The organism is Devosia lucknowensis (assembly GCF_900177655.1).
Taxonomy (GTDB): domain Bacteria; phylum Pseudomonadota; class Alphaproteobacteria; order Rhizobiales; family Devosiaceae; genus Devosia; species Devosia lucknowensis.
Map to the genome: position 1 here is coordinate 675,293 of NZ_FXWK01000001.1, position 26,376 is coordinate 701,668.

The 26,376-nt window shown below is 64.0% G+C and carries 27 protein-coding genes; 16 read left to right on the forward strand and 11 right to left on the reverse strand.

Going from position 1 to position 26,376, the window contains the following annotated elements:
• Positions 1-91: 91 nt before the first annotated feature.
• Together CCK88_RS03165 and CCK88_RS03170 are read right to left on the reverse strand one after the other, a co-directional pair.
• Positions 92-457, reverse strand: a complete 366-nt coding sequence (locus CCK88_RS03165; RefSeq protein ID WP_086469084.1) for a type II toxin-antitoxin system VapC family toxin — start codon at positions 455-457, stop codon at positions 92-94.
• Positions 454-645 (reverse strand): type II toxin-antitoxin system VapB family antitoxin, encoded by a 192-nt coding sequence (locus CCK88_RS03170; protein ID WP_086470782.1) that lies wholly within the window; start codon positions 643-645, stop codon positions 454-456. Before CCK88_RS03170 ends, CCK88_RS03165 begins: the two co-directional genes overlap by 4 nt.
• A 114-nt stretch (positions 646-759) precedes the next feature.
• On the opposite strand from CCK88_RS03170, the gene CCK88_RS03175 reads away from it, so the two are divergent.
• The 9 genes from CCK88_RS03175 to CCK88_RS03215 all read left to right on the forward strand — a co-directional run bounded on the left by CCK88_RS03175 (position 760) and on the right by CCK88_RS03215 (position 8,947).
• The gene (locus tag CCK88_RS03175) at positions 760-1,125 is read left to right on the forward strand and encodes a hypothetical protein (protein WP_086469085.1); all 366 of its coding nucleotides are present in this window, start codon (positions 760-762) and stop codon (positions 1,123-1,125) included.
• Positions 1,126-1,259: 134 nt separating this feature from the next.
• Positions 1,260-2,210, forward strand: a complete 951-nt coding sequence (gene fabD / locus CCK88_RS03180; RefSeq protein WP_086469086.1) for an ACP S-malonyltransferase — start codon at positions 1,260-1,262, stop codon at positions 2,208-2,210.
• 48 nt (positions 2,211-2,258) lie between these two features.
• Positions 2,259-2,996, forward strand: a complete 738-nt coding sequence (gene fabG, locus CCK88_RS03185) for a 3-oxoacyl-[acyl-carrier-protein] reductase (protein ID WP_086469087.1) — start codon at positions 2,259-2,261, stop codon at positions 2,994-2,996.
• A 297-nt stretch (positions 2,997-3,293) separates the two neighbouring features.
• Positions 3,294-3,530 carry an acyl carrier protein gene (locus CCK88_RS03190; protein WP_046103861.1) on the forward strand — a complete coding sequence of 79 codons (237 nt, stop codon included), beginning with the start codon at positions 3,294-3,296 and terminating at the stop codon, positions 3,528-3,530.
• 29 nt (positions 3,531-3,559) lie between these two features.
• On the forward strand, positions 3,560-4,822 hold the full coding sequence (gene fabF, locus CCK88_RS03195) for a beta-ketoacyl-ACP synthase II (protein ID WP_086470783.1): 1,263 nt from the start codon (positions 3,560-3,562) through the stop codon (positions 4,820-4,822).
• 213 nt (positions 4,823-5,035) lie between these two features.
• The gene (gene mltG / locus CCK88_RS03200) at positions 5,036-6,160 is read left to right on the forward strand and encodes an endolytic transglycosylase MltG (RefSeq protein ID WP_086469088.1); all 1,125 of its coding nucleotides are present in this window, start codon (positions 5,036-5,038) and stop codon (positions 6,158-6,160) included.
• Positions 6,161-6,177: 17 nt separating this feature from the next.
• Positions 6,178-7,044 (forward strand): YicC/YloC family endoribonuclease, encoded by an 867-nt coding sequence (locus tag CCK88_RS03205; RefSeq protein WP_086469089.1) that lies wholly within the window; start codon positions 6,178-6,180, stop codon positions 7,042-7,044.
• A gap of 11 nt (positions 7,045-7,055) precedes the next feature.
• Complete coding sequence (gmk, locus tag CCK88_RS03210) at positions 7,056-7,694, forward strand: guanylate kinase (RefSeq protein ID WP_086469090.1); 639 nt, start codon at positions 7,056-7,058, stop codon at positions 7,692-7,694.
• 20 nt (positions 7,695-7,714) lie between these two features.
• On the forward strand, positions 7,715-8,947 hold the full coding sequence (locus tag CCK88_RS03215) for an MFS transporter (RefSeq protein ID WP_086469091.1): 1,233 nt from the start codon (positions 7,715-7,717) through the stop codon (positions 8,945-8,947).
• A 118-nt stretch (positions 8,948-9,065) separates the two neighbouring features.
• On the opposite strand, the gene rsmA is transcribed toward CCK88_RS03215, so the two are convergent.
• From rsmA to CCK88_RS03240, 5 genes are all read right to left on the reverse strand, one after another.
• Entirely contained in the window at positions 9,066-9,908 is an 843-nt protein-coding gene (rsmA, locus tag CCK88_RS03220; protein WP_086469092.1) for a 16S rRNA (adenine(1518)-N(6)/adenine(1519)-N(6))-dimethyltransferase RsmA, read from the reverse strand.
• Positions 9,905-10,906: a 4-hydroxythreonine-4-phosphate dehydrogenase PdxA gene (gene pdxA / locus CCK88_RS03225; protein WP_086469093.1), complete on the reverse strand. Its 1,002-nt coding sequence runs from the start codon at positions 10,904-10,906 to the stop codon at positions 9,905-9,907. Before pdxA ends, rsmA begins: the two co-directional genes overlap by 4 nt.
• An 86-nt stretch (positions 10,907-10,992) precedes the next feature.
• On the reverse strand, positions 10,993-11,880 hold the full coding sequence (locus tag CCK88_RS03230) for a peptidylprolyl isomerase (RefSeq protein ID WP_086469094.1): 888 nt from the start codon (positions 11,878-11,880) through the stop codon (positions 10,993-10,995).
• Between the two features lie 101 nt (positions 11,881-11,981).
• Positions 11,982-13,055 carry an LptF/LptG family permease gene (locus CCK88_RS03235; RefSeq protein WP_140048871.1) on the reverse strand — a complete coding sequence of 358 codons (1,074 nt, stop codon included), beginning with the start codon at positions 13,053-13,055 and terminating at the stop codon, positions 11,982-11,984.
• Entirely contained in the window at positions 13,052-14,119 is a 1,068-nt protein-coding gene (locus CCK88_RS03240; protein ID WP_170926334.1) for an LptF/LptG family permease, read from the reverse strand. Before CCK88_RS03240 ends, CCK88_RS03235 begins: the two co-directional genes overlap by 4 nt.
• A 148-nt stretch (positions 14,120-14,267) precedes the next feature.
• On the opposite strand from CCK88_RS03240, the gene CCK88_RS03245 reads away from it, so the two are divergent.
• On the forward strand, positions 14,268-14,723 hold the full coding sequence (locus tag CCK88_RS03245) for a DNA polymerase III subunit chi (protein ID WP_086469097.1): 456 nt from the start codon (positions 14,268-14,270) through the stop codon (positions 14,721-14,723).
• A complete protein-coding gene (locus CCK88_RS03250; protein ID WP_086469098.1) occupies positions 14,720-15,337 on the forward strand; it encodes a YitT family protein in 618 nt (205 codons plus the stop codon). Before CCK88_RS03245 ends, CCK88_RS03250 begins: the two co-directional genes overlap by 4 nt.
• A 3-nt stretch (positions 15,338-15,340) precedes the next feature.
• Here the strand turns inward: CCK88_RS03250 and CCK88_RS03255 are convergent, their stop codons facing one another.
• The gene (locus tag CCK88_RS03255) at positions 15,341-16,147 is read right to left on the reverse strand and encodes a DUF4344 domain-containing metallopeptidase (protein WP_086469099.1); all 807 of its coding nucleotides are present in this window, start codon (positions 16,145-16,147) and stop codon (positions 15,341-15,343) included.
• Between the two features lie 283 nt (positions 16,148-16,430).
• Complete coding sequence (locus tag CCK88_RS03260; protein ID WP_086469100.1) at positions 16,431-18,302, reverse strand: ABC-F family ATP-binding cassette domain-containing protein; 1,872 nt, start codon at positions 18,300-18,302, stop codon at positions 16,431-16,433.
• A gap of 189 nt (positions 18,303-18,491) precedes the next feature.
• Here CCK88_RS03260 and CCK88_RS03265 point away from each other — a divergent pair, with 189 nt between their 5' ends.
• The 3 genes from CCK88_RS03265 (at position 18,492) to CCK88_RS03275 (ending at position 21,891) form a co-directional block, all read left to right on the forward strand.
• Positions 18,492-18,932, forward strand: coding sequence for a hypothetical protein (locus tag CCK88_RS03265; protein WP_086469101.1), 441 nt, complete (start codon positions 18,492-18,494; stop codon positions 18,930-18,932).
• A gap of 261 nt (positions 18,933-19,193) precedes the next feature.
• Complete coding sequence (gene ndk / locus CCK88_RS03270; RefSeq protein WP_086470784.1) at positions 19,194-19,616, forward strand: nucleoside-diphosphate kinase; 423 nt, start codon at positions 19,194-19,196, stop codon at positions 19,614-19,616.
• A gap of 358 nt (positions 19,617-19,974) precedes the next feature.
• Positions 19,975-21,891, forward strand: a complete 1,917-nt coding sequence (locus tag CCK88_RS03275) for a DEAD/DEAH box helicase (protein WP_086469102.1) — start codon at positions 19,975-19,977, stop codon at positions 21,889-21,891.
• A 4-nt stretch (positions 21,892-21,895) separates the two neighbouring features.
• Here the strand turns inward: CCK88_RS03275 and CCK88_RS03280 are convergent, their stop codons facing one another.
• Positions 21,896-23,104, reverse strand: a complete 1,209-nt coding sequence (locus CCK88_RS03280) for an MFS transporter (RefSeq protein WP_086469103.1) — start codon at positions 23,102-23,104, stop codon at positions 21,896-21,898.
• Positions 23,105-23,184: 80 nt separating this feature from the next.
• The gene (locus CCK88_RS03285; RefSeq protein WP_086469104.1) at positions 23,185-23,790 is read right to left on the reverse strand and encodes a MarR family winged helix-turn-helix transcriptional regulator; all 606 of its coding nucleotides are present in this window, start codon (positions 23,788-23,790) and stop codon (positions 23,185-23,187) included.
• A 139-nt stretch (positions 23,791-23,929) separates the two neighbouring features.
• On the opposite strand from CCK88_RS03285, the gene CCK88_RS03290 reads away from it, so the two are divergent.
• Positions 23,930-25,510 (forward strand): MDR family MFS transporter, encoded by a 1,581-nt coding sequence (locus tag CCK88_RS03290; RefSeq protein ID WP_086469105.1) that lies wholly within the window; start codon positions 23,930-23,932, stop codon positions 25,508-25,510.
• Between the two features lie 243 nt (positions 25,511-25,753).
• Positions 25,754-26,374: a hypothetical protein gene (locus tag CCK88_RS03295; protein WP_140048872.1), complete on the forward strand. Its 621-nt coding sequence runs from the start codon at positions 25,754-25,756 to the stop codon at positions 26,372-26,374.
• Positions 26,375-26,376 lie beyond the last annotated feature (2 nt).

Sequence of the window (26,376 nt, forward strand, 5' to 3'; positions counted from 1 at the left end):
CCCTATCTTCCAAACGGAAAACCCTCCGTTCAGCCCCCGGCCAAACGAATTGCTGGCGGCTCTATAGGGGAAAGGGCACGGGAAGGCAAGGCTAGTGCATCCTGACACCCAACCCGAGCCTGTCGGCAACCGCAGCAAGGCGCCTGTCTCTCGTCCACAGCAGGCAGTCCTGAGTAAGCAGGCAGGAAGCGATGAGATTGGCATCGACGAATCCGATGCCCGATCCTGCAAGCCCATGCCTCTCTATTGTCGTCATGACCTCCTCGGTATTGGCGACAATCAGCTGAGAGAGCCCGTTCAGACTATCCAGGACCCTGCGTCGGTCACGAATGGTGCCCAACGCGATTTCTCCAATGACATGGGGTATCAGGACCTCGCTGGCGTCCGGATACTCTGACACCTGCTCATTGACGTTGTTGAGGTGGTCAATCCACACAGAGGTATCGAGCGTGATCATTCGAAGCGTCGACGGGGCGACGCTTTCAGATCAGGCTCCGTACCACCCAGTCGAGCGAGGCGCCGCGACGCTTCACGATGCAGAAGCTCCCTCAGTGCCTCCTTCAAAAGTGCGCTGGTCTCGGTTATGCCGGTGGTTTCCTTGGCCCGCGCGAGCAGTTCGTCATCCAGCGTAACAGTTGTCCGCATTTCGACCTCCAACGTCCCCCAAATATCGCACTGCGCAGGACGCCTTTCAACGCGCGCCACATCTTTGCCCAATCTCCTCACCACATGGCGATCTCGACCTCGTGAGGAACGGATATGACCATCAAGACCCTGTTTTACCCGCTGGCCCTTCTGCCTGTATTTGTCTTGGCCGCATGCGGTGACGCCCCCGATGATGCGGTGACGGTGGAGAACAACCCCGATGGCTCCTCCACGCTCCAGATCCAGGTGCCCGAATCCATGTCCGGGGCCGCGGACGCTATCGCCAATCCCGATGCAGCCATTGAAAACCTGCGTCAGCAGGCCGGTCAGATGAGCGAAGACGCCAAGGTCCAGGCCGTGGCCAGCGCCCGCACCGTGGCCGAGGAAGCGGCGCGCGTTCTGGGGCGCACCGATGCCGAGGTCCGGCAGGCTGGCGACGATGCCGAACGCCGCGCCAGGGAGGCACTCGGCCTCCAATAAGGTCTGGGAAACGGGGCGCATGACCCAAGGATGCGCCCCTCCCGCCTTGACTCTGCCACACACTCCCGCTCAAACCCGCCGCAAGTGGACACGCCCTTCCGGGTTTGCCACATTGGCTTGAAAAGGGGGCACTCATGTCCAATTTCGCTTTCACCTTTCCCGGACAGGGCAGCCAGGCCGTCGGCATGGGCAAGGACCTTGCGTCCGCCTATCCCGAGGCGCGCGCGGTCTTCCAGGAAGTCGATGAAGCCTTGGGCGAGCGCCTCTCGGCCACCATGTTCGAAGGGCCCGAGGACATCCTGCGCCTGACCGAGAACGCCCAGCCCGCCCTGATGGCCGTCTCGGTGGCCGTTGTCCGCGTGCTCGAGGCCAGGGGCGTATCGATCAAGGATCACGCCGGGTTCGTGGCCGGCCATTCGCTCGGCGAATATTCGGCTCTCTGTGCCGCAGGTACGTTCAGTCTCACCGACGCCGCGCGCCTGTTGCGCACCCGTGGTCAGGCCATGCAGAAGGCCGTTCCTGTGGGCCACGGGACCATGGCGGCGCTGCTGGGGCTCGACCTCGAGACCGCCCGTGCCGTTGCTGCGGAAGCCGGACAGGGTGAAGTCTGCGACGTGGCCAATGATAACGCGCCCGGGCAGGTCGTGGTGTCCGGGGCGACCGCAGCCGTCGAGCGCGCCGTGGAGATTGCCAAGGGCAGGGGCGCCAAACGCGCGCTGCTGCTCCCGGTGAGTGCGCCCTTCCACTGCTCGCTCATGCAGCCTGCTGCCGATGCCATGGCCGCGGCCCTTGCGGAAGTGCAGATGCAGGCTCCGGTCGTGCCGCTGGTGGCCAATGTCCTTGCCGCGCCGATCTCTGAGCCGGCCGAAATCCGCCAGCGCCTTGTCGAGCAGGTCACCGGCGTCGTGCGCTGGACTGAAAGCGTCACCTGGCTCACCACATCAGGCGGCGTCACCAATCTTGTGGAGCTGGGGACGGGCAAGGTCCTGACCGGGCTTGCCAAGCGCATTGCGTCCGATGCATCCGCACAGGCTGTGGGCTCTCCCGCTGATATCGACGCCTTCGTCGCGCAACTGAACGCCTGATTCAGAACCTTAAGCGCTTGAATCACTTTCTCCCCGGAGGAGACCTAAATGTTTGATCTGTCTGGTAAACGCGCCCTTGTAACGGGTGCCAGCGGAGGCATCGGGCGCGAAATCGCCAAGGCACTGGCCGCTGCCGGCGCCACTGTGGCGCTTTCGGGTACCCGCGTCGCCGCCCTTGAGGATACTGCCAGGGAAATCGGCAAGGATTGTCCGATCCTGCCAGCCAATCTTTCCAGGCTCGACGAAGTCGACAAGCTTGTTCCGGCGGCCGAGGCCGCGATGGGTGGTGTCGATATCCTCGTGAACAATGCCGGAATGACGCGCGACAATCTCTTCATGCGCATGAAGGATGAGGAATGGGACGAGGTCATCGCCGTCAACCTGACCGCCGCCTTCCATCTCAATCGTGCCGTGCTGCGCGGCATGATGAAGGCCCGCTGGGGCCGCATCATCGGTATTTCCTCGGTCGTTGGCGTAATGGGCAATCCGGGGCAGGGCAACTACGCCGCCTCCAAGGCCGGTCTGATCGGCATGAACAAGGCCCTGGCCTATGAAGTTGCCAGCCGCAACATCACGGTCAATTCCATCGCGCCCGGCTTCATTTCCTCGGCCATGACCGATGAACTCAATGACAAGCAGCGCGAGTCGATCCTTTCCACCGTCCCTGCCGGTCGCCTCGGAACGGCGGGCGAGATCGCCGGTTGCGCGGTGTTCCTTGCCAGCGACGCCGCCGCCTACATCACGGGCCATACCCTCAACGTCAACGGCGGTATGGCCATGATTTGACTTCGAACCGTCCCGTAGGGCGAATCTCTCCAGTAGAGAGATTTGAGGTGAGAAGGCCACGAGAGCTGTGCTCGAGTGGCGAGGCCAGGGCAAAAGCCTTGGAAACCGGGCAAAGCGCCTTGGCGAACGGTGACGAAACGTGTTACCTCGCGCCGCGTTTAACCTGACCGGGCTGCCTTGCGAGCGACCAACTGGCCGCTTACATTGCCCGGACAAACCAACACTGCGCTTGATGATTTGGCTCTGCGCCAATAAGAAGCGAAACGAAACTTCGATTTCTAAAAAGGGAAGTCAAATATGAGCGATGTCGCTGATCGGGTCCGCAAGATCGTTGTGGAACACCTCAATGTGGATGCCGAGAAGGTCACTGAAAAGGCCAGCTTCATCGACGATCTGGGTGCTGACTCCCTGGATCAGGTCGAACTGGTCATGGCTTTCGAGGAAGAATTCTCGGTCGAGATTCCCGACGATGCCGCCGAGTCGATCCAGACCTTTGGTGATGCGGTCGCCTTCCTGACCAAGGCCACCAGCTAAGACTGGGGGCTAGGCCGCTGACCATGGAATTGCGCCGAGTCGTCGTAACCGGACTGGGACTAGTCACGCCCCTGGGTTGTGGTGTTGAAACCACCTGGGCAAACATCCTTGCCGGCAAGAGTGGCGCCAAGCGTATCGACGATTTCGAGATCGACGATATTGCGTGCCAGATCGCCCATCGTATTCCGCTCGGGGACTATGCCGAAGGCAAGTACAACCCCGACGAATGGATGGAGGTGAAGGAGCAGCGCAAGGTTGATCCTTTCATCGTCTACGCCATGGCTGCGGCTACCCAGGCGATCCAGGACGCGGGCGTCGAACCCAAGACCCAGGAAGAACAGGAGCGCACTGGCGTCCTGATCGGTTCGGGTATTGGCGGCGTCGGCGGCATCTACGATGCGTCGGTGACCCTGCATGAAAAGGGGCCACGTCGCATCAGCCCCTTCTTCATTCCGGGTCGGCTGATCAACCTGGCCTCGGGCCAGGTCTCGATCCGCTTCGGCCTCAAGGGTCCGAACCACTCCGTGGTCACCGCCTGTTCCACGGGCGCCCATGCCATCGGTGACGCGGCTCGTCTCATCGCCCTGGGCGACGCGGACGTGATGGTGGCTGGTGGTTCAGAAAGCTGCATCAACCGCCTGTCCATGGCCGGTTTCTCCGCAGCCCGCGCCATGTCGACCGGCTTCAACGACAATCCCGTCGCCGCCTCCCGTCCCTATGACAAGGACCGCGATGGTTTCGTCATGGGCGAGGGCGCTGGCATCGTTGTCCTCGAAGATTACGAGCGGGCCAAGGCCCGTGGCGCCAAGATCTATGGCGAAGTGATCGGCTATGGCCTTTCGGGCGATGCCTATCACATCACCGCACCCGCGCCCGATGGCGATGGTGGTTTCCGGGCCATGAGCGCGGCGATCAAGCGTGCGGGCATTTCCGCGTCCGAGATCGACTATATCAACGCCCACGGCACCTCGACGCCCCTCGGCGACGAGATCGAACTGGGCGCGGTCACCCGCGTTCTGGGCGATGCGGCCCCCAAGGCCGTGATGAGCTCGACCAAGTCGGCCGTCGGTCACCTCCTGGGTGCCGCAGGCTCGGTGGAAGCGATCTTCTGCCTGCTCGCCATGCGCGACAATATCGCGCCGCCCACGCTCAACCTCGACAACCCCTCCGTGGAAACCGAGATCAATCTCGTGCCCCACAAGGCGTTCGAAAAGGAAATCAACGTGGCCCTCTCCAACAGCTTCGGCTTCGGCGGGACCAATGCCACGCTGGTGATGCGCAAGGTCAGCTGACCGTCGCGTCAGCGATGGGCCCGGCTGAGCATTTGATGAAAATTCTAGGGGGCACATCGCATACCGATGCGATGTGCCTCTTGTTTTTGCCGGCTGCCATTGCGAACAATGCCGGCGCCCCGCCACAGTTTGGCACGACAACAATGACAACAAGGCCCCGGCCGGCGCGTCGATGCGTAGGCCAGTGGGCCACTGACGACTGACAGGGATGAGATGAACGACCGCAGGAACAAGCGCCGCCGCCGCTCGGGCAATGGCTTGATCGACGTTCTCAATGGCCTGCTGACCCTTCTGGTCATCGGTCTCGTCGTCATTGGGGGCGGCGTTTTCTTCGTCGCCTCGCAATATTACGGCGATGGTCCGACCCGCGAGGACCGCGTCTTCCGCGTCGAATCGGGCAATACCCTGTCCACCACTGCGGGCCGCCTGGAAGAGCAGGGCTTCATCAGCAATTCCTTCATCTTCAGCCAGTTCGGCAGCCGCGTCGAAGAGCGCGCGGTGGTCAAGGCGGGCGATTTCAATATCCCCGCCGGCGCCAGCATGTCCGACATCCTCAAGGAGCTGACCCAGGGCAATCCGCTGCGCTACGCCGTCACCATCCCCGAGGGCTGGACCGTCTGGCAGGCCATCCAGCGCATCAATGCCGATGACCGCCTGACCGGCTCCATCGGCCAGCTCCCGCCCGAAGGCTCCATCCTGCCCGGCAGCTACGACTACATGCCCGGCGATACCCGTCAGTCCGTGCTCGATAAGATGCAGCTCGCCATGACCGAGGCGCTCGCCGAAGTCTGGGAGGGCCGTGAGCCCGATCTGCCGCTCGAATCGCCGGCCGAAATGCTGATCCTCGCCTCCATCGTCGAAAAGGAAACCGGCGTCGCCAGCGAACGCCCGCAGGTGGCCGCGGTCTTCGTCAATCGCCTGCGCGAAGGCATGCGCCTGCAGTCCGATCCGACCATCATCTACGGGATCACCAACGGCCAGTCGACGCTCGACCGCGGCATTCGCCGCTCCGAGATCGAGCAGGCCACGCCCTACAACACCTACCAGATTGACCGGCTGCCGCCGACGCCCATCGCCAATCCCGGCATCGATGCCCTGCGCGCCGTCGCCCATCCGGATAGTCACGACTACCTCTACTTCGTGGCCAAGGGCGCCTCGCCCAGCGAGGGCCATGTCTTTGCCGAGACCTATCCCGAGCATCAGCAGAACGTCGCGCGCTACCGGGAAATCGCCGCCGAGGCCGCTGCCCAGGCCGAATCCGAGGCCGAAGCCGCCCGCCAGGCTCTGGAGGCCCAGGAGGCCGAAGAAGCCGCGCCCGAGGGCGAAACCCAGCAGTGAGCACGGCGCTTTCCAGCATGACCGGCTTTGCCCGCGCCGAGCGGCAGGCCGGTCCCGTGCGCATCCGCATCGAGATCAAGTCGGTCAACGGCCGCGGTCTCGACATGCGGCTGCGCCTGCCGCCGGGACTCGATGCCGTCGACATTCCACTGCGCCAGGCGCTCTCGCGTGCGCTCAATCGCGGCTCGCTCAATCTCGCGCTGACGCTTGACCGCACCGGCGGCGCGGGCACGGTCCGCATCAACAACCAGGCGCTTGCCGGCGTGCTGGCGGCGCTCGATGAGCTGCGCACCAAAGCCACCGTGTCGATGCCGCAGCCCGAGGGCATCCTGGCCCTGCCGGGCGTACTGGAGCTCGACGACGGGGCGGGGGACCTCGACGAGGACGAGCAGACTGCGTTGGTGCTCGGATGCGCCGGCGAGGCCATCGAGCGCCTCAAGGCCGCCCGCCTCCAGGAAGGCGCCGAGATCACCGGCGTGCTGCTGACCCAGCTCGATGCTATTGCCTCGCTCGTTGCCGCTGCCGAGGCCCATCCCGCCCGCGGACGCGCTGCTATCGAGGCGCGCCTGCGCGAGCAGCTGGCGCTCCTTGCGGCCGATGCGTCCCTGCCTCAGGAGCGGATTGCCCAGGAGGCTCTGATCCTCGCCACCAAGGCCGACATCCAGGAAGAGCTCGATCGTCTGCGCGCCCACATTGCTGCCGCCCGCAAGCTCATTGCCGAGGGCGGGCCGGTCGGCCGGCGGCTGGATTTCCTCGCCCAGGAGTTCAATCGCGAGGCCAATACGCTCTGCTCCAAGTCGAACGCGGTGGAGCTGACGGCCATCGGTCTTGACCTCAAGGCGGTGATCGATCAACTACGCGAGCAGATTCAGAACATCGAGTAGAGACGGGATAAATGGAATTTCAGCGCCGCGGCGTCATGCTGGTGATAGCCTCGCCTTCGGGTGCCGGAAAGTCCTCCATCTCGCGCTCGCTGTTTCAGCAGGACCCCAACATCCGCCTCTCCGTCTCGGTGACGACCCGCGCGCGTCGCACCGACGAAGTCGAAGGCACGCACTATTATTTCGTCGACGTGCCCACCTTCGATCGCATGAAGTCGAATGGCGAGCTGCTCGAATGGGCGCAGGTGCACGACAACTTCTACGGCACCCCGCGCGCCAGGGTGGAAGAGCAGCTGGCGGCCGGCAACGACATCCTGTTCGACGTCGATTATCAGGGGACGCTGCAGCTCTACGAAAAGAGCCGCGCCGACATGGTCACGGTGTTCATCCTGCCCCCGACCATTCTTGAACTGCGCTCGAGGCTGGAACGCCGGGCGCAGGACAGCGCCGGCACCATCGAGAAGCGCCTGCGCAACGCCAAGATCGAGATGCAGCACTACAGCGAATACGACTACATCATCATCAACAAGGATCTCGAGGCGTCCACCCAGAAGGTGCGATCCATCCTCGCTGCCGCCCGGCTCGAGCGCGACCGGTTGATGAATTTGAACAGCTTTGTCAAAGACCTGCAGAACCAGATAGACTCACTTTAGGAGGATGAGGTGAGACCAGGATGAGCGAAACCCCCGCCATCCGTCGTGGCACGCCCGAATTCCTGCGCGCCAACATCGCCTTCTTCCTGTCGGCCTTTTCGGTCTTTGCCTCGCTCTATTCGGTGCAGCCCCTGTTGCCCATGTTCGCGCAATACTGGGTGCGCGACGCCGGCACTGCCTCGCTGGCTCTCTCGGCCACGACGGCCACCATGGCCGTGGCGCTGATCCCCGCCAGCCTGCTGGCCGATCGCCTCGGCCGCCGCCGCCTCATTGTCGGCGCCCTGCTGATCACCGCCATTCTCGGCGCGCTCCTGCCGTTCACTCAGGTCTGGTGGCAGCTGATCTCCCTGCGGACGCTGATGGGCCTGACCCTGGCCGGCATTCCGGCCGTCGCCATGGTTTACCTCTCCGAAGAGATGGACCCCGAGGCCCTCGGTTTTTCCATGGGGCTCTACATTGGCGGTACCGCCATCGGCGGCATGGCCGGTCGCGTCATTTCCGGCGTGCTGTCCGATTGGCTCGGATGGCGCCTGGGCACCGGCATCCTTGCCGGCCTGATCCTCGCTGCGGCCATTGCGGTCGCGCTGCTCCTGCCGCGGCCGCGCAAGTTCGTGCGCGATCCCGTTGGTATCGGCGAGCTTCTTCGCCGCTGTCGCGCATCGTTCGACGACGCCGCGCTGCCCTGGCTTTTCGCCAGCGCATTCCTCCTCATGGGTGGTTTCATCACGCTCTACAACTATGCGGGCTTCCGTCTGGCTCTGCCGCCATTCCTGCTCAGCCACTCGGCCATCGCCGCCATTTTCCTGGTCTATCTTTTGGGCAGCGTCAGTTCGACCTGGGCAGGCGGCCTCTCGCAGCGCCTCGGGCGCCGCAACGTCTTCTGGGCGCTGGTTGCGCTGATGGGCTCGGGAATGGCGCTGACCGTGTTCGACGACACGGTTGTTGTCATCCTCGGCCTCGCCATCGCCACCATGGGTTTTTTCGCCGCCCATGGCGTGGCCAGCGCCTGGGTCACGCGTCGCGCCCGCACCGGCAAGGCGCAGGCATCTGCCATTTATCTCGTCGCCTATTATCTCGGCGCATCGATCCTTGGCACACTGGGCGGCTACGCCTGGACCGCCTGGGCCTGGCCCGGCGTCATGCTCGTTAGCGGCGGCGCGGCCGTCCTGGCGCTGCTGGTGGCCATCCGCCTGGTCTTCGTCGCGCCGCTGCCGGTCCCTGAAACCACGGTGCCGGGACCTCCCGTGCCTTGAAGCTGCGAGTTTCCTTGGCGTGCTGTCAGCGCATTCCAGGACCACCCAGAGCTTTGTCCTCCGGTCAAGCCCGAGGACGACACGGTGGGAGATTGAACATGAGGGTAGGCGACAGAGCCTAGCGCAGCCCCGGCAGCGCCCGCGCCATGGCCAAAAACGCCTCGATCGGCAGGTCTTCGGCGCGCTCGTCTCCCTTCAGCCCCGCAGCCGCCAGCAGGCCCTCCACCGGCACGCCCAGCGATTTCAGCGATTGCCGCACCATCTTTCGCCTTTGCCCAAAGGCGGCCTTGGTCACCTGTTCCACCAGTTTCACCGGCAGACCCTCTTCCACCGGCTTGGGCACGATATGGACAACCGCCGAGGTAACGTTCGGCGGCGGCACGAAGGCTTGGCGGCCCACATTGAAGGCAATCCGCGCATCCGCCCGCCACCCGGCCAGCACGCCCAGCCGCCCATAGGCATCTTCGCCCGGCTTGGCCACGATGCGTTCTGCCACCTCGCGCTGGAACATCAGCGTCAGGCTCTCGAAGAACGGCGGCCACGGCTCCATGGTCAGCCAGCCGGTCAGCAGTTGCGTGCCGATATTGTAGGGCAGGTTGGCGACGATCCGGGTCGGTCCGTCGGCCAGCAACCGGTAATCCATGTCCATGGCGTCGCCGCCGATCACTGTCAGCCGGCCCGGATAGGCTTCGGCCACCTCAGCCAGGGCCGGAAGGGCGCGGGCGTCCCGCTCGATGGCAATCACTTCGCGTGCGCCCTCGGCCAGCAGCGCGCGCGTCAATCCGCCCGGTCCCGGTCCAACCTCGATGACCCGCACTCCCTCGAGCGATCCGCCGACTCGCGCGATCCGGGCAGTCAGGTTCAGGTCGAGCAGGAAATTCTGCCCCAATTCCTTCTTGGCACGCAGGCCGTGGGTGGCGATCACCTCGCGCAGCGGCGGAAGATTGTCGATCTGGCTCATGGTCTTTGTGCCGTCATCTGGTCTGCCATGGCGATGGCCGCGGCGAAGCTGGAAGGGGAGCCCTTGCCGGTGCCGGCAAGGTCAAAGGCGGTGCCGTGATCGGGTGAGGTGCGCACGATCGGCAGGCCAAGCGTGACGTTGACGCCGGCGTCGAATGCGACGGTTTTGATCGGGATCAGGGCCTGGTCGTGATACATGGCCAGCACGGCATCGTATTGCCGCCAGTGCGGCGGATAGAACAGCGTGTCGCCGGGCAGGGGACCCACGGCGTGGATGCCTTCCGCCACCGCATCGGCGACGGCCGGTCCGATGATCTCCACGTCTTCCCGGCCGATCGAACCGCCTTCGCCCGCATGGGGGTTGAGCCCGGCCACCGCGATGCGGGGGGCGGCGATGTGGAAGCGTTGCCGCAGGTCATGCGCCATCACCCGCAATGTTTCCACGATCAGCGCGCGCGTGATCAGGCCGGGCACGTCCTTGATGGGCACATGGATGGTGAGCGGCACGGTTCGGAGGTCGTCATGGGCCAGCATCATCACCGGCAACTTCACATGGCCATCAATGGCGCAGAGCTCGGCCAGAAACTCGGTATGCCCCGGGTGGCGGAACCCCGCATGGTAGAGCGCACCCTTGTGGATCGGCGCCGTCACCACCGCGCGGCAATGCCCGGTCATCGTGTCCTTCACCGCGCGGGCAATCGCATTGATCACCACCGATGCGGCCTTGTCGCCGGGCTGGCCCGGCGCGTCCTCGACCATACCGTCGATCGGGACCACCGGCAGGGCATCGGCATAGACCTCCCGGGCATCGTCAATGAGCACCTCGGCAATCCTGATGGCAAGGCCCAGTCGCTTTGCGCGAGCCGCGAGGAAGCCTGCATGGCCATAAACGGCGAAGACCGGCAGCTGCCGTTCGACGCGCTCGGCAAAGAGGCGCAGCAGCAGGTCGGGACCGATCCCTGCCGGCTCTCCCATGGTTATGGCCAGTGGCGCTGTCATTGCGTCCCCCAAAGACAGAACGGCCGCAATGACTTGCGGCCGTCGATATCAGTGTCGTCAGGCTGCGGCCCGTCGGCCGCCCGTCCTTACTGGTAGATGATCTTGGCTTCGCTGCGCAGGCGCTCGAGGTAGGACGCCGCTTGGCTGGTCACCGCTTCGCCGCCGGCCTCGTCGCGCAGGCCACCCTTCACGAAGGTCAGGTCCTGGGCCTGCACCTTCTGGCACACGGCCAGCATCGACAGGCCGTTGGCGACGGCGCGCGGCTTGCTGATGCCGCCGACATTGAGCCCGGCCAGTTCTTTGGCAATGGCGTCGGGCAGCTGCGTGGCGTGGCGGCGACCGATATCGACGACGGCCACGTCATTATAGGCCAGCGACAGGTCGACGGCGGTATCGCAGCCGGCAAAGCTCGACCGGTACTGATTGGCCTGGCCAGAGCGGCTGCCGCCCACGAACGTCACTTCCTTGAGAATGTAGTCGAAGTTCTGGAAGTCCGAGAGCTGCGCGGCGGCCTGCTGGTCCAGTTCCAGTTCCGAAACCTGGACCTGCGGCACCACGGCCGTCTCGGTCACGCCGTTCCAGGCGATGGCGGCGCGCAGGCGGTCCTGCAGCGTCGTTCCGCTCACGCCACCCTGCTGCAGCATCTGCGTCAGGCGGTCACGGCTGACATTGAGATTTCGCGAAATCTGCAGGAAGGCTTCGTCCACCTGCGCGTTCGACACGTTGATCCCGAGGCGCTTGGCCTCCTGCAGCTGGATCGCTTCGTCGATCAGCTGCTTGAGCGCGCCGTCACGTCCGGTGCTGTTGCCTTCCATGCGGAACAGGCGCAGGCGCTGGTCGACCTGCACGTCGCTGATCGGCTCGCCGTTCACGGTGACGATGGTCGCCGCAAAGGCGGGAACGACAGGCGTCAGTGACAGGGCGAGGCCGATGAACATGGCGCCACAGCTGCGCCGAAGGTCTGCAAAGGTCATGGTCTGGTCCGCTTCTTGAGTAACGCCTTCAATGCGGCGTTGTGGCCACGCTGTCAATTGTTCGATGAATACGGCCAAAATCCGTCGATAACGCGCCTGTGTCAGGTCCAGCCGTCTTCGCGTCGGAGCAGCACGGTGACGCCGATGACAATGGCCACCACGGCCGGCCCCACCGCGGCGAATGTCGGGTCCAGCACACCCGTCGATCCGGCCCGATCGGCCATTTCGGTGATGATGAAAACGACGAAGCCCAGCACGATCCCGTAGAGCACCGCCGGTCCGAACTGGGTGCGCCGGTTGTATCCGGCGGTGAAGGCGAAGGCGATCAGCAGCGAGCCGGTCAGCACCAGCGGCAGCGCCAGGAGCTTGATGAGCCGCATGGCCGTCGCCGCCCGCACGCTCGGATCGCTGACGCCCCGCTGCAGCAATTGCGCCAGCTCGAAAAAGGTCATGTCCTCGGTCGAAGCCAGCTTGAGGCTGATCTCAGCCGCCGTCGAACTGGTGGGCACGCGCGCGTTCGACACCGCGCGGGCAGGGCCGTCCGGGGAGCGCACCAGCGCTCGCGAGAAGGTCCAGTACCCATCCTGCAGCAGCGCTTCCTCGGCCTCCAGCCGTGGCGTGTCGCCGCCGGCCAGGTCGAAGAGGGTCACGTCGTTGAGCAGCGATCCGCCCTGGGACATGCGCCGCGCCATCAGCACGTAGTGCTCGCCCGATCCGCGCTGTTCGAGCCAGATTTCGCCGTCGGGCGTCAGTTGCGCTGTTTGCCCGGGAGGGGTCGGCGCCAGGTCGCGATTGATCTGCGTGCTGATGGTTTCCGCCCCCAGCGCAATCACGAAGCTCGCCGCCATCAGCACCAGCACCGGTGCCCGCAGCAGCCGCCAGATCGAAATGCCGCTGGTCTTGATCACCGTCAGCTCGTGCCGCATCTTGAGGTCCACCAGCCCCAGGATGGCGCCCATCAGCACCGTCACCGGCAGCGTCTTGATGGTCCAGCGCACCGCGCTCATCGCCACCATCAGCACTGCCATATGCGTCCCGCGCTCGTTCGACACGACCGTGAAGCGCCAGGTGTCGAGCGATTCCACCAGCGCGATGAGGCCGTAGAAGATGAACACCGTCGCCCCGATGCGCGTCGCCAGTCGCGTCAGCACCACCCTGTCGATACGGTTGATCATGCCACCGCACTCCGGATCGGCCGCCGCGGCCACAGTCGGTAGGCCAGCAGCGCCACCGCGACCGCGATCAGCACCACCGCTCCCGTGCCGTTGCCATAGGGACTGTAGGCGCTCAGCCCGCGTTCGCCGAAGGCGATCAGCATCACGAAGGCCTCGAGCGGCAGCTTGATCCGCGTGCGGTTGCCGCTCGGGAAACCGGCAATGCTCACCACCAGCAGCACCAGCCCGAGCACCCGCAAGGCCTCAGCCGAACGATCCACCAGCCGCGTGACGATGGATTGATCCCAGCCGCTCGACAGACCCTGCGCGATAAGGCCAAAACTGTCCGTCTCGGCCAGCCGGTCCACCTGCAGCGTCTGTTGGGCGAGGCTGTCGACGCTGACGTCATAGCGCGCGAAACGCACCTCCGAATACCGCCCATCGGCCTCGAGATATTGCAGTGTCCCGTCCTGGAGCTGCAGCACGTAGTCGTCGTCGATCGACATCACCCGCGCCGATGCCGCGATATAGGTGCGCCGCGTTTCCGGGTCGCGCCGGTCGTCGGCGAAGAATTCGGTGATCTGCCCGCCATCGGCCCGCCCGCCGATCAGCAGGATCACTCCCGGCGTCACCTGCGTAAAGCGGTTCGGCTTCAGCGTCGAGCTGACGAGGTCCGCCGCCACCTCCGCCGACAGCGTATTGAGCTGCCGGTTGGCCAGCGGCTCGATCACATGCGCGAGCAGCAGCACCAGCACCATCGCCCCGGCGCAGGTCGTCACCGTCGCCCGCCACAGCCCCGAAAGCCCGCCGCTGGTGTGGATGATATGCAGTTCGTGGCTGGTCTGCAGCGCCGTCAGCGCCCGCACCACGCCGATTCCCACGCAGATGTAGAAGAACGACAGCGCCAGCGGCGGCATCGTGTAGAGCGCCTGCAGCGCCAGCGTGCCGAAGCCCTGGCCCTTGACCGACACCACGTCGAACGAGCGCAGGCAATTGACCAGCCACAGGAGGAAGCACACGATCCCGAACAGGATCATGGCGTCGGTGGCGAAAAGCTTGGTCAGATAGCGGGTCAGTCGTGTCATGCGGTCGGGGCTGCCGGTCTGCCATGGGCGTGGAACAATCGGGCGGCACCTTGCTGCAGTTCGCGGCAAGGCACAATTGCCCTTCGCCTTTACCGCATGCCTTTGCGACGCTCTGGCGCAAGGTCCGCGCGGACGATAGGGTGCATTCATGGCCGAAGTTCTGTTCTACCACCTCGAATCGCGCCCGCTCGAGGCCGTCCTGCCGCTGCTGCTCGAAAAGACGCTCGAACGCGGCTGGCGCGCGGTCGTCGAAGTGGGCTCGCGCGAGCGGGCCGAGGCGATCGATTCCCAGCTCTGGACCTTTCGCGATGACAGCTTCCTGCCCCATGGCCTGGCCGGTGACGACACCGATGCCGACCAGCCGGTGCTGATCACCACGGGCGAGGAAAACCCGAACGGCGCCACCGTCCGCTTTTTTGCCGATAGGGCCGTGCCGCAGTCCGGCGAGGGCTATACGCGTCTGGTCTACCTGTTTTCCGGCCACGATCCCGACGCCGTCGCCGAGGCGCGCATCGCCTATCGGACGCTCCGCGATGCCGGCAATCAGGTGACCTACTGGCAACAGGACGATGCCGGCCGCTGGATCGACAGGACCCGGCAATGACCCCCGATCTCGCCTCGCCCAGCCACCATCGCTGGTACGAGGACGTCTTCGCCATCCTGATCGGCACCACTCTGGTGTCGCTCGGCATCGCCTTCTACGCCGAGGCGCAGCTCACCACGGGCAGCAGTGCGGGCCTCGCGCTGCTCCTGCAATACATCACCGGCATCCCCTTCGGCTGGCTGTTCTTTGCCATCAACCTGCCGTTCTATTTTCTCGCCTTCCTGCGCATGGGTCTGCCGTTCACGCTCAAGACCGTGGCCAGCGTGGCGATCGTTTCGGGCTTTTCTGGTCAGATCTCGGGCTGGATCGATATCGGGTCGATCAACCCGCTCTTTGCCGCGCTGGTCGGCGGTGGCCTCATGGGCCTGGGTATCCTGTCGCTGTTCCGCCACAAGGCCAGCGTCGGCGGCATCAACATCCTGGCGCTGTATCTGCAGGAGAATTTCGGCATCCGCGCCGGCTATTTCCAGCTCGGCGTCGATGCCGTTATCCTTGTCATCGCCTTCTTCGTGCTGCCCTTCGATCGCGTGATCTACTCGATCCTGGGCGCGCTGGTGCTCAACATGATCATCGCGCTCAATCACCGGCCCGGCCGCTATGTCGGGTTCAGCTGAGCCCTATTTGCGGCTGCGATGGGGCAGGTCGTCCACGTAGAGCTGCAGAAATTCCTCCATTAGCTCGTAGCAGAAGATCACTTCCGTGGTGTTGGTGTCGTAGAAGGCGTTGGACTCCCCGCAGCGCTTCGCCGTGAACTTCACGCGACCGTCGAGCCGGTAGCCCTTGCGCACTTCCTCGGCGACGCTGTCGAAGATGCCGCTGCCGCGCAGTACCCGCTCCGCCAGCCGCAGCCGCGTTCCGCCGTCGTGATAGGTCACGTCGACCCGCGTGCCCGTGCCCGTATCCGCCAGCAGGCCGTCCAGCGTCTGGTTCATCATTTCGAAGTCGTAGAAGCAGCTCTGCTGGCGCTCCTGCGGAATGTTGTAGGCGCGCGCCACGCTCCGGAAGGCCGATCCGTCGGCGCCGATCATCAGGCAGGCGATTTGCATCGCCCGATGCCGGTCCGGACTATATCCCGAGACATAGTCGAGACCCTCGAAATAGTCGCCGTAATGCTGCCCGGTCAGCACCCATCCGTCCACCGCGTCTTCCAGCGTCTGGTTGGCATCGGGCGTGTTCTTGTTGAGCAGGATCCAGGTCGCGATATTGTCCGCTGCGTCCTCTTCCTTGCCAAGAACAGGCAGGCCGAGCTTGTCGATCAGCAAGTGCGCGACTTCGTGGTAGAGGGTGAACAGGCCATTGTTCACGGCAAAGCGCAGCGTATCGGCGCGCTCCTGCTTGCTCAGGCCCGAAAGGTCCTGCGCCTGCGCGGGCAGGGCGACGATGCTGAGAAAAAGTGCTGCGATCAGGGCCGTCAGGCGGGTCATGGCATGCCTCGCGTGTTTGCCACCAGAAAAGGCCAGCCCGGCGACACAGTCAACCGGCCCGCCGGATTAATGGTGAACCGTCACCCTCCACGCCGCCGTTCCTGCGGGGGCCTGATCGGGGGGTCTCAGCCCACCCGCGGGTATCATCCCCACCCACGGTTCCGCCCTCGGGCCTGACCCGAGGGCCACTCGCCAATTGCACGGACGTCTCGAGTGGCCCTCCGCTCAAGTCCGATGGCCGCACAGTGCGAGAAACTGCTTCACCACACCCTGTCCCGCGCGTCTAAGCCCTCTCCGCCTCTTCCAGCTCCGCGCTCAGTTCCAGCCAGTTTTCTTCCAGCGCCTCGAGATCGCCGCTGAAGCGCGCCTTGTCCTTGCCGAGGGCGATCAGCTTGTCCGGCGGCCCGTTATAGACCTTGGGATCGGCCAGCTGCGCCTCGATCTTGTCGATCTCGGTCTTGAGCCGGTTCATCTTGTTTTCGGCGTCGCTGATTTTCTTCTTCAGCGGCGCCAGTTCTGCCCGGCGGGCGGCGGCCTCCTGCCGGGACTGCTTGCGGTCACCGGAATTGGCCGCGCCGCCTCCACCCTTGTCCTTGTTGGACGTGATGTTGCGCTGGTAGCTGTCGAGGTCCTCGTCGAGCTCGCGGATCGTGCCGTTCTCGGCGATCCACAGCGTGTCGCACGTCGCCTCGATCAGGTGCCTGTCATGCGAGATGATCAGCACGGCGCCTTCGTAGTCGTTGAGTGCGTAGACCAGCGCGTCGCGGCTATCGATATCGAGGTGGTTGGTCGGCTCGTCGAGGATCATCATTGATGGCCCCGAGAACGTGATCAGGCCCATCAGGAGGCGCGCCCGTTCGCCACCCGAGAGGTTCTTGGCCTTGGTGTCCATGCGCGATGTAGTCAGTCCCATCTGCGCCAGCCGGCTCCGGCGTTTCGCCTCGTTGTCGAGCGGCATGAGCTCGGTCACGTGCTCCAGCGGCGTCTGCTCGGGCATGAGCTTGTCCATCTGGTGCTGCGCGAAATGGGCGATGTCGAGCTTCTTGTTGATGCGCATCTGCCCATCGAGCGCCGGAATATCACCCGCAAGCAGCTTGGCAAAGGTCGATTTGCCGTTGCCGTTGACGCCGATCAGCGCGATGCGCGCGTCGGGGTCGATCCGCTGCGTCACGTTGCGCAGGATGACCTTGTCGCCATAGCCGGTCGACACCTTATCCAGGGTGATCATCGGGGTGGGCAGTTCCACCTTGGGCTGCTGGAACTGGAACGGCGCCCCATGCTCGTCGAACATCGCCTCCGGTGGCTTCAGCTTTTCGATCATCTTGACGCGCGCCTGCGCCTGCTTGGCCTTGGTCGCCTTGGCCTTGAAGCGGTCGACGAATTTCTGCAGGTGCGCGATCTGGTCCAGCGTCTTCTCGCGCTGCTTGTTGTTGAGCTCCATCTGCATGCGGCGGGTATTTTCGAACGTATCGTAATTGCCCTTGTAATAGGTCAGCTTGCGATGCTCGAGATGGACGATGGAACTGACCGCCTTGTTGAGAAGGTCTCGATCGTGGCTGATCAGGAAGACGGTGTAGGGATAGGTGGCCAGGTACTTTTCAAGCCACAGCGTGCCTTCGAGATCGAGATAGTTGGTCGGTTCGTCGAGCAGCAGCAGGTCCGGCTGCGAAAACAGCACCGCCGCCAGCGCCACGCGCATGCGCCAGCCACCCGACAGTTCGCGCGTCGGCGCATTCTGCCGGTCGTGTTCGAAGCCGAGGCCCTTGAGGATCGACGATGCCCGCGCTTCAGCGGTATGCGCGTCGATATCGGCCAGCCGCATGTGGATTTCGCCGATCCGGTGGGGATCGGTCGCCGTTTCCGCTTCCTGAAGCAGCGCGGTGCGTTCCTTGTCGGCCGCCAGCACCACGTCGAGCACCGTTTCTTCGCCGGCGGGCGCTTCCTGCGCCACCGCCCCGATACGCGCCTTCTTGTTCACCTCGATCGAGCCGCTGTCGGCAGCGATATGGCGCTGGATCAGGTGAAAGAGAGTCGTCTTGCCGGTGCCGTTCTTGCCCACGAAACCAGCCTTGGCGCCGTTGGGCAGCACCAGGCCTGCATCCTCCAGCAGCACGCGGCCCTGGATGCGGTAGGTCAGGTTGGTGATGTTGAGCATGGCTGTTCGTCCGCAGAAGCGTCAGACCCCATCCACGTTGGGGGCGGGGGACGCATATAAATCGATTGGCCCCGGAATTAGGCGTTCGAGGCCGATCTGGCAACCGCGCGCCACTCTGTCGCCGAAATCGGCACGCATCCCTTTTGGCGGGGCGGACGTTTCTACGGACCAACGAGAAGAGGACCATTCATGCCTTCCACCCGCATCGCACTCGTCGCATTGCTCGCCATGGCCGTCGCTTCGCCGGCTCTGGCGCAGGACAAGACCAAGCCGGCCGATGCTGCTGCACCCGCAGCAACAGCGCCCGCCGAAGGTCAGGCCGCACCGGCTGCCTTCAACGATCTTGATGCCGACCGCATCAACCCCAACCAGATCACCATCGACTTCGAATATACCGGTGGCGCCTGCGAGCAGGTTGGCCCGGCCGAAGTGGGTGAAGTCGTCGACGGCACGCTCTTCGTGACCTTCCCCACCATCTCCACCGCCGAAGTCTGCACCATGCAGGCGGTCGAAATTGACGTCGAGCAGACCATCCAGGCCGAACACATCGTTTCGCTCATCGACGTCACCCTGACCGCTCCCGACGGGACCGTCATCGCCAAGGGCCAGACCGACGTCGACCAGGACTGAGGCTGGGCACGGCACGATTCCTCTCCCCATTGGGGGGAGAGGTGGCGCGGCATAGCCGGGTGAGGGGGCTTTCCTCGCCTTTCGCCGTTCCGCCCTCGGGCCTGACCCGAGGGCCACCATCCACACCGCGATCGTTGCAACTGGCCCTCGGATCAACTCCGAGGCGGCTCGCTGTTTGTGGGAAACGAACCCCGTCTTGCCACCGTCACCCGCTCCCGCTAAAAGGCCCCACCTTTTCAAAGCAATGCAGGAATGACCGCCATGGCGATCGAACGCACCTTCTCCATCATCAAGCCCGATGCCGTCCGCCGGAATCTCATCGGCAAGATCCTCACCAAGTTCGAGGAAGCTGGCCTGCGTCCCGTCGCCCTCAAGAAGATCCACATGACCCGCGCTCAGGCCGAAGGCTTCTACGCGGTCCACAAGGAACGCCCCTTCTTTGGTGAACTGGTCGAGCAGATGATTGCTTCGCCGGTCGTCGTTCAGGTCCTCGAAGGCGAAGGCGCCATTCTCAAGAACCGCGAAATCATGGGCGCAACCAACCCGGCCAACGCCGCTGAAGGCACCATCCGCAAGGAATTCGCCCTTTCCGTCGGCGAAAACTCGGTTCACGGCTCCGACGCCCCGGAAACCGCCGCCCAGGAAATCAAGTACTTCTTCACCGACGAAGAGCTGGTTGGATAAGACCCGACGGCCGGCTCTTGCCGGCCTGCAAATCGCTCCGGTGGAGCGATTTGAGGGGCTTACGCCCTGAGCCCTGCGAAGGGCCGGGGCCGACCCCTACCTCTCCCTCTGGGGGAGAGGTCGGCGCGTAGCGCCGGGTGAGGGGGCCTTCCTGAGGCCCTCCACCTTCAGAATTCAGGCCGCCCAATCGGGGCGGCCTTTTTGCTTGTTTGTGCTATGGTGCACCTTCAAGTCCATCGCTCACCCATCTGCGCGTGAGCCTTTCTACTGACAACCGCCCTTATCGAGCGAAGATGTCCCGGAGTTCTGGGAGTGGACATCGCGTTTGCCGGGGCTGTTCGCTTCATGAAAGCCCCTGATGTCTCTGCCTGAAACAATTTCCGCCCCAATCGCCCGCGCGCTCGCCGCCAAGGGCTACGAAACGCTCACGCCGGTTCAGTCCGCCGTTATCGAGCCCGAAGCCGACGGGCGCGACCTGCTGGTCTCGGCGCAAACCGGTTCGGGCAAGACCGTTGCCTTCGGCATGGCCATTGCCCCGACCTTGCTCGGCGACGATCTGATCCTGCCCGCGCCCGGTGCGCCGTTGGCCCTCGTCATCGCGCCGACGCGCGAGCTGGCCATGCAGGTTCGCCGCGAGCTCGATTGGCTCTATTCCGAAATGCATGCCCAGACCGCTGCCGGTGTGGGCGGCATGGACCAGCGCACCGAGCGCCGGGCCCTCGAACGCGGCGCCCATATCGTCGTCGGCACGCCGGGTCGCCTGCGCGACCACATCACCCGCGGCGCCCTCGACATGTCGGCCCTTCGTGCCGTCGTGCTCGACGAGGCCGACGAGATGCTCGACCTGGGCTTCCGCGAGGATCTCGAATTCATCCTCGCCGCTGCGCCCGAAGATCGGCGCACCCTGCTGTTCTCGGCCACCGTCCCCAAGCCCATCGCCGAACTGGCCAAGACCTTCCAACGCGACGCGCTGCGCATCACCGCCGCCAGCTCCGGCCAGCAGCATGCCGATATCGAATATAAGCTGATGGCCGTTCCCGCCGCCGAACGCGAGAATGCCGTCATCAACACGCTGCTCTGGTACGAAAGCACCAACACCATCGTCTTCGCCTCGACGCGCGAAGCGGTGAAGCATCTCTCGGCCCGCCTCCACAATCGCGGCTTCGACGTCGTGACGCTTTCTGGTGAGCTGAGCCAGGCCGAGCGCACCAGCGCCCTGCAATCCATGCGCGACGGCCGTGCCCGCATCTGTGTCGCCACCGACGTCGCTGCCCGTGGTATCGATCTGCCCAATCTCGATCTCGTCATCCACGCCGACCTGCCGATGAATGCCGAGACGCTGCTGCACCGCTCCGGCCGGACCGGCCGCGCCGGTCGAAAGGGCACCTGCGTCGTCATTTCGCCGGCGCACCGCAAGCGCGTCGCCCTGTCGATCCTGCGCACTGCCAAGATCGAGGCCGAGACCATCGCGCCCCCGACCGCCGAGGCGATCGATGAGCGGTATCGTCAGAGCATTCTCACCAATCCGCTGCTCAGCGACGCGGTCACCGACGAAGAGCGGGAAAGTGTTAGCAGTCTGCTAGCAAATTGGGCTCCTGAGGCACTGGCAGTCGCTTATTTGCGATTGCAGCTCGCTGCCCGTCCGGTTCCTGAGGACGTAACGGCAATTTCTGAGGATTTCGGCGAGCGCACGCCGCGCACGCGCGAAGCGTTTGCCGGGGGCTCGTGGTTCAAGGTCAACCTCGGCCGCAAGCAGCGCGCCGAGCCACGCTGGCTCCTCCCGATGATCTGCAAGGCCGGTGGCGTAACCAAGCAAGCCATTGGCTCCATTCGTATTTTCGACACGGAAACGATTTTCGAAGTGGCTGCCGACAAGGTCGACGGCTTCCTCCGTTCGGTCGGCAAGAACGGCACCGGCGAAAAGGGCGTGCATATCAATGCCGTCGACGGACCCGGTGAACGGTCCGAACGTCCGGCCCCAAGGACCCGTCCGCCCGGCCCGCCCAAGGCTTACGATCCCATGGCGCCGCGCCCGGAAAAGGCGGATCGCAAGGAGCGTTACGGCAAGCCGAAGTCCGACGACTTCGATGCCTTCATGGAAACGCCCCGCCCGCCGCGCGAGGCGCGGCCGCCCAAGCCTCTGGCAGCAAAGGAGAAAACCGTTTCCAAGGACAAGGGCAAGCCGAAGTGGTCCAAGCCCGCAGCCGATGGAGCGGAGCGGCCCGCCAAGAAGACGAAGGCCAAGGACCACAAGAAGTCGCGGTCGCAGGACTAGTTCGTCAGGCCGCTACAGCCTTCAACCTGCCCAACCTGGGCAGGTTGCCTATGGCCATCGTGGCTGCCCCGACAACGGCAATCGCGGCCGCGATGATGAGGGTGGTGCGATAGTCTCCGCTCGACGCCAGCAATCCGAAGGCACCGGCGCCCAGAAGATTGGCGCCGATCGCCACGAGATCCATCAGCGATGTCGACAGGCCAACCCGTCCCTTGATGGCATCCTGCACATAGGAAATGTTGACGCTCATCAGCGCTGCGGTGCCAAGGCCGTTCAAAAAGAGTAGCCAGAACAACACGTTGACGTTGGTGAGCTGACTTGCCAACCCGATGAAAAGTGCGACCACCAGCCCCGCGCAGGCCAGAAGCGTTTCCTTGGTGACCCGTGTGGTGAGCCATGCGAGCAGCAGCATGAACGGCGCCTCGGTCGCAGCGGTAATACCCGCATAAAGCCCCACATCCGCCAGGGACCCCCCGAGAACCCCGACGATGAACAGCGACATCGTCAGGTTCATCAACCGCAGCGAACCGGTCATGATGACAAGACCGGCGAGACCCGCCAGAATCCCGGGCCGCAAGGCGAAAACCGAGAGCAGGGACGCACCCTCGGCGCGCGGTGGCACCGGGATCTGTACCGCTGTCGTCGGATCGGCGAGAAACAGGGCAAACACCCCGGCTACCACCGCATATCCCAGCGTTGACGCGAGGTAGACGTCAAAAATGTCGTATTCGGCCGCGATCCATCCGGCCAATGGCGGCACCACGATCCAGGCGACGGTGAACACCGTCCGCATGGCCGTCACCATGAAATCTGCCCGTGCCGGCAAATGCTTGAGGTAATAGACGCGCAGATATCCAAAACTCTGGCCGTAGCTGGCGCCGGCAAACGGCATGATCAGCGCCATGGCTATGGCAAAGCTGAGCTGTGATGGAAACAGATAGATCAGCCCGTGCGCCAATACGCCCGAAAGGGCGGTCAGCAGCACGAGCAGGCGGCGGTCCCTCACCTTGTCCGAAAGAAATCCGAGGCCGAGGGAAACGAAGGTCCCGACGATTGCCCCGGTGCTCATGACCGCCGCGAAGAAGCCCGGCGACATGCCCAGGGTGTCGACGCCGACCAGCGATGCATAGGGCATGGTTGCGGCGTAGGTGACGCCCGAGAAGAACATGCTTGTCCCGAGCATTGCCGTGACTGGCAGGCGCGTCTGAGCCATCCATTGCCCCCTCCCAAGGACGGCAACAGAGCTAGCGTGATCGCTCCGGCCTGTCTAATAAATCGTTTTCATAGCTGCTATCACGCTGTTTCGCGTGATTTCGCGCTCTCAGCCAGATTGCGGGACAAAGCTTCGATCTCGGCGGCATGCTTCTCGGTCGAGGCGCCGATCCCATCCATCCATTGGCCAAATCGCCGGATCATCGGCAGGAATGCGGCGAGTTCTGACTTGTCCCATGTGCCGAGGAAGTCGCCCATGACCATGAATTTGTACGCCCTGACCGCGTCGACGACGGCCGTTCCGCGATCCGTCAGCTCGATTATGGTGCGTCGCGCGTCCGCCTGGCTCACGGCCCGGCGTGCATAGCCCTTGTCCACCATTTCGCTGACCAGCCGGCTCGCACGCGACGGGTCGATGCCCAGTCGCTCGGCGACCGTGGACACCATGACTTCGCCCTGCTCGTGCTCGGTCACATGCGCTCCGATGACCGACAGCACGTCGAATTGGGCAAGTTCGAGCGCAATTCCAAGGTCGGCGAGCGCCCGCGTGCCTAACTCCCGCTTGACCGCTCGTCGCCGCCAGTTCTGCAGAATCCCGTCGATTTCCATGACGGCCTCGGATGTCTCGGTATCGATGCCTGCATTCGAGAGCAGGGCGCTGAACTGACTCTTATTTCGTGAAGGCATGGCAGCCACCGCTAATTTGCATGCTAACGACAATTACGTGCTATTGACATGTAATTGCTTGAGGCACATGTATGCGCCACGAACGAATTTCGCAAGGGCCGACGGTTCAGGCCGGCCATGCAGACCAAGGAATGCCCCAATGTCCGACACTTCACAACCGGCTCAACCCGCCGATGATACATCCGTCAAGCTGGTGATCGGTGCGGTCGCCGTAACGCTCTTGCTGGCGTCGCTGGGCCAGACCATCGTTTCGACGGCGCTTCCGTCCATTGTCGGCCAGCTCGGCGGCCTCGATCACCTCACCTGGGTGGTCATTGCCTACTTGCTCAGCTCGACCGTTGTCGCGCCCGTTTATGGCAAGCTCGGCGACCTCTATGGTCGCAAGATCGTGCTGCAGGTAGCCATCGTCATCTTTCTCGTCGGCGCGGTTCTTTCGGCCATGGCCACGAGCATGACGTTTCTGATTGCGGCGCGAACCATCCAGGGGCTCGGCGGTGGCGGGCTGATGGTTGTGGCGATGACCGTCGTGGCCGACATCATCCCGCCGCGCCAGCGGGGCAAGGTACAGGGGCTTTTCGGCGCCGTGTTTGGCGTCGCCACAGTGGTCGGCCCTTTGCTCGGTGGTTTCATTGTCGAGCACATTTCCTGGCAGTGGATCTTCCTGATCAACCTGCCGCTGGGCATACTGGCGCTCGCTGTCATCGCCGTCGCGCTTAAGCCGCGCGGCGAACGCGTCAAGCATTCGATCGACTATGCGGGCTTCGTCCTGCTCTCGGGTGGGCTCACGGCCTTCGTGCTTGCCACGTCGCTCGGCGGCAATACGTTCGGCTGGTTCTCGGCTCAGATCATTGGCCTCGTAATCGCTGCCGTGGCCATGCTGGCCGCTTTCCTCCGTGTGGAAGCGCGCGCCGCCGAGCCGGTCCTGCCGCTCAGTCTCTTCCGTAACAACACCTTTGCAGTCACCAGTGTTGTCGGCTTTCTGGTGGGTATGGCCATGTTCGGGTCGATCACCTTCCTGCCGATGTATCTGCAGCTTGCTAAGGGCGTCTCCCCGACGGACTCCGCGCTCCAGCTCGTGCCCATGATGATCGGCCTGATCGGCGCTTCGACCCTGTCCGGCTTCCTGATGACGCGCACCGGCCGCTACAAGCTTCTGCCGCAGGTTTCGACCTTTGTGCTCACCATCGGCCTCCTGCTCCTGGCCACCATGCAGCTCGACACGCCGTCCTGGCAGATCGCCATCTATATGTTTCTGGTGGGAGCCGGTATCGGCCCGGTCAACAGCGTCAGCGTCACCGCCACGCAAAACGCAGTGTCTCGCGACGTAGTCGGTGCCGCGACTGCCGGCACGACGTTGTTCCGCCAGATCGGTGGCTCGATAGGCGTCTCCGTCTTCGGTGCCATCTTCTCCAGCGGGCTGGCGTCACGCCTTGGCGAGGTCATGCCGGCCGGCAGCGGCGGGACGGGAGCATTCAGCGCCCAGGCCGTCGCCTCCTTGCCCGAACCAGTGCGCAACATGGTGCTCGAAGCCTTCGCGGCCGCACTGCACCCGGTGTTCTTCACGGCTGCCGCAGCATCCGTCCTCGCCTTTGGCCTGACATTCCTTCTAGAGGAGCTGCCGCTGTCCAATTCACTGCGCAAGGAGCCAGAGGCGGAGATCGAAGCCGAGGAAGCGGCTACCGCGGCTGCGGTCGGTGCCCCGGCCATGGCCACGCGATAATGGTTTAATTATTTAAATCAACGCAGTAGCTGAACGCCCTGAATCATATTGTGGCGTTCAGTGAAAATTCCTGGAAGACCAAGACCCTTACCGGCGTAGCCGCCATGCAACAGTGCCGCGCTTCCATCGTCGCGAGGCCACTTATGGCGAAATTGTGAATAGCCAAATCAATTACTTCACGTACCTTTGGCACTATTAATTGCCGATTGCGTCACCGGCCCCCGTACCGTGGAGAATATCAACGTGCCCTTGCGTTGGCAGGAAGTGGCTTTGCCACTTGTGACGATCACCGTACTCATCCTTCTCAAATACATTCCTGCTACTGCTCATTTGCCGCTTTCGCGGGCGGCGGGTGTTGTCGCGTTCGGCTATGCGGCTTTCCTCGCGCTGCGCCTGGTCCAGCCGGAAGACGCCATCGTCGTCGACGGCGGCTGGGCCGAACTTCGTCCATCCATGGTGGAATACTTCGCCTGCTACGGTGCTGCCGCGCTTGCCGCCGTGCTTCTGTTTGCCGTGATCTTTATGGGGCACGCAGCCGACACGACCCAGCTGGTGGCGACCTACATCGCCGTTGTCCTGCTGGCTGGCGGGTCCCTGGGCATCGGCATGGCCGGCCTCTTCACGCACACGTCCTGGGATCATCGCCAGGTCAAGCACCGTACCGCTACCGGGCGGGAAACTGCACTTGACTGGTCCGATGTCCGTTCGGTGCGTCCCAACTGGCGCGGCGTTACCATCACCGGCACCGCGGGCCGCATTACCTTCTCGCAGTTTCATAGCGGCGCGGCCCAGCTGGCCAAGCATGCCGCCAACCGCGCGCGTCGCAACGCCGAGACCGCAACCAAGGCCTTCGCGGCGTCCTGATA

Coding starts and splice junctions, on each gene's coding strand:
- fabD (WP_086469086.1), top strand. CDS start 1,260: ATGTCCAATTTCGCTTTCACCTTTCCCGGACAGGGCAGCCAGGCCGTC.
- CCK88_RS03175 (WP_086469085.1), top strand. CDS start 760: ATGACCATCAAGACCCTGTTTTACCCGCTGGCCCTTCTGCCTGTATTT.
- CCK88_RS03240 (WP_170926334.1), bottom strand. CDS start 14,119: ATGACACGACTGACCCGCTATCTGACCAAGCTTTTCGCCACCGACGCC.
- CCK88_RS03285 (WP_086469104.1), bottom strand. CDS start 23,790: ATGCCTTCACGAAATAAGAGTCAGTTCAGCGCCCTGCTCTCGAATGCA.
- rsmA (WP_086469092.1), bottom strand. CDS start 9,908: ATGAGCCAGATCGACAATCTTCCGCCGCTGCGCGAGGTGATCGCCACC.
- CCK88_RS03255 (WP_086469099.1), bottom strand. CDS start 16,147: ATGACCCGCCTGACGGCCCTGATCGCAGCACTTTTTCTCAGCATCGTC.
- CCK88_RS03280 (WP_086469103.1), bottom strand. CDS start 23,104: ATGGCTCAGACGCGCCTGCCAGTCACGGCAATGCTCGGGACAAGCATG.
- gmk (WP_086469090.1), top strand. CDS start 7,056: ATGGAATTTCAGCGCCGCGGCGTCATGCTGGTGATAGCCTCGCCTTCG.
- mltG (WP_086469088.1), top strand. CDS start 5,036: ATGAACGACCGCAGGAACAAGCGCCGCCGCCGCTCGGGCAATGGCTTG.
- CCK88_RS03290 (WP_086469105.1), top strand. CDS start 23,930: ATGTCCGACACTTCACAACCGGCTCAACCCGCCGATGATACATCCGTC.
- CCK88_RS03235 (WP_140048871.1), bottom strand. CDS start 13,055: ATGATCAACCGTATCGACAGGGTGGTGCTGACGCGACTGGCGACGCGC.
- CCK88_RS03265 (WP_086469101.1), top strand. CDS start 18,492: ATGCCTTCCACCCGCATCGCACTCGTCGCATTGCTCGCCATGGCCGTC.
- CCK88_RS03205 (WP_086469089.1), top strand. CDS start 6,178: ATGACCGGCTTTGCCCGCGCCGAGCGGCAGGCCGGTCCCGTGCGCATC.
- CCK88_RS03230 (WP_086469094.1), bottom strand. CDS start 11,880: ATGACCTTTGCAGACCTTCGGCGCAGCTGTGGCGCCATGTTCATCGGC.
- CCK88_RS03245 (WP_086469097.1), top strand. CDS start 14,268: ATGGCCGAAGTTCTGTTCTACCACCTCGAATCGCGCCCGCTCGAGGCC.
- pdxA (WP_086469093.1), bottom strand. CDS start 10,906: ATGACAGCGCCACTGGCCATAACCATGGGAGAGCCGGCAGGGATCGGT.
- CCK88_RS03260 (WP_086469100.1), bottom strand. CDS start 18,302: ATGCTCAACATCACCAACCTGACCTACCGCATCCAGGGCCGCGTGCTG.
- ndk (WP_086470784.1), top strand. CDS start 19,194: ATGGCGATCGAACGCACCTTCTCCATCATCAAGCCCGATGCCGTCCGC.
- CCK88_RS03275 (WP_086469102.1), top strand. CDS start 19,975: ATGTCTCTGCCTGAAACAATTTCCGCCCCAATCGCCCGCGCGCTCGCC.
- CCK88_RS03250 (WP_086469098.1), top strand. CDS start 14,720: ATGACCCCCGATCTCGCCTCGCCCAGCCACCATCGCTGGTACGAGGAC.
- CCK88_RS03190 (WP_046103861.1), top strand. CDS start 3,294: ATGAGCGATGTCGCTGATCGGGTCCGCAAGATCGTTGTGGAACACCTC.
- CCK88_RS03170 (WP_086470782.1), bottom strand. CDS start 645: ATGCGGACAACTGTTACGCTGGATGACGAACTGCTCGCGCGGGCCAAG.
- CCK88_RS03165 (WP_086469084.1), bottom strand. CDS start 457: ATGATCACGCTCGATACCTCTGTGTGGATTGACCACCTCAACAACGTC.
- fabG (WP_086469087.1), top strand. CDS start 2,259: ATGTTTGATCTGTCTGGTAAACGCGCCCTTGTAACGGGTGCCAGCGGA.
- CCK88_RS03215 (WP_086469091.1), top strand. CDS start 7,715: ATGAGCGAAACCCCCGCCATCCGTCGTGGCACGCCCGAATTCCTGCGC.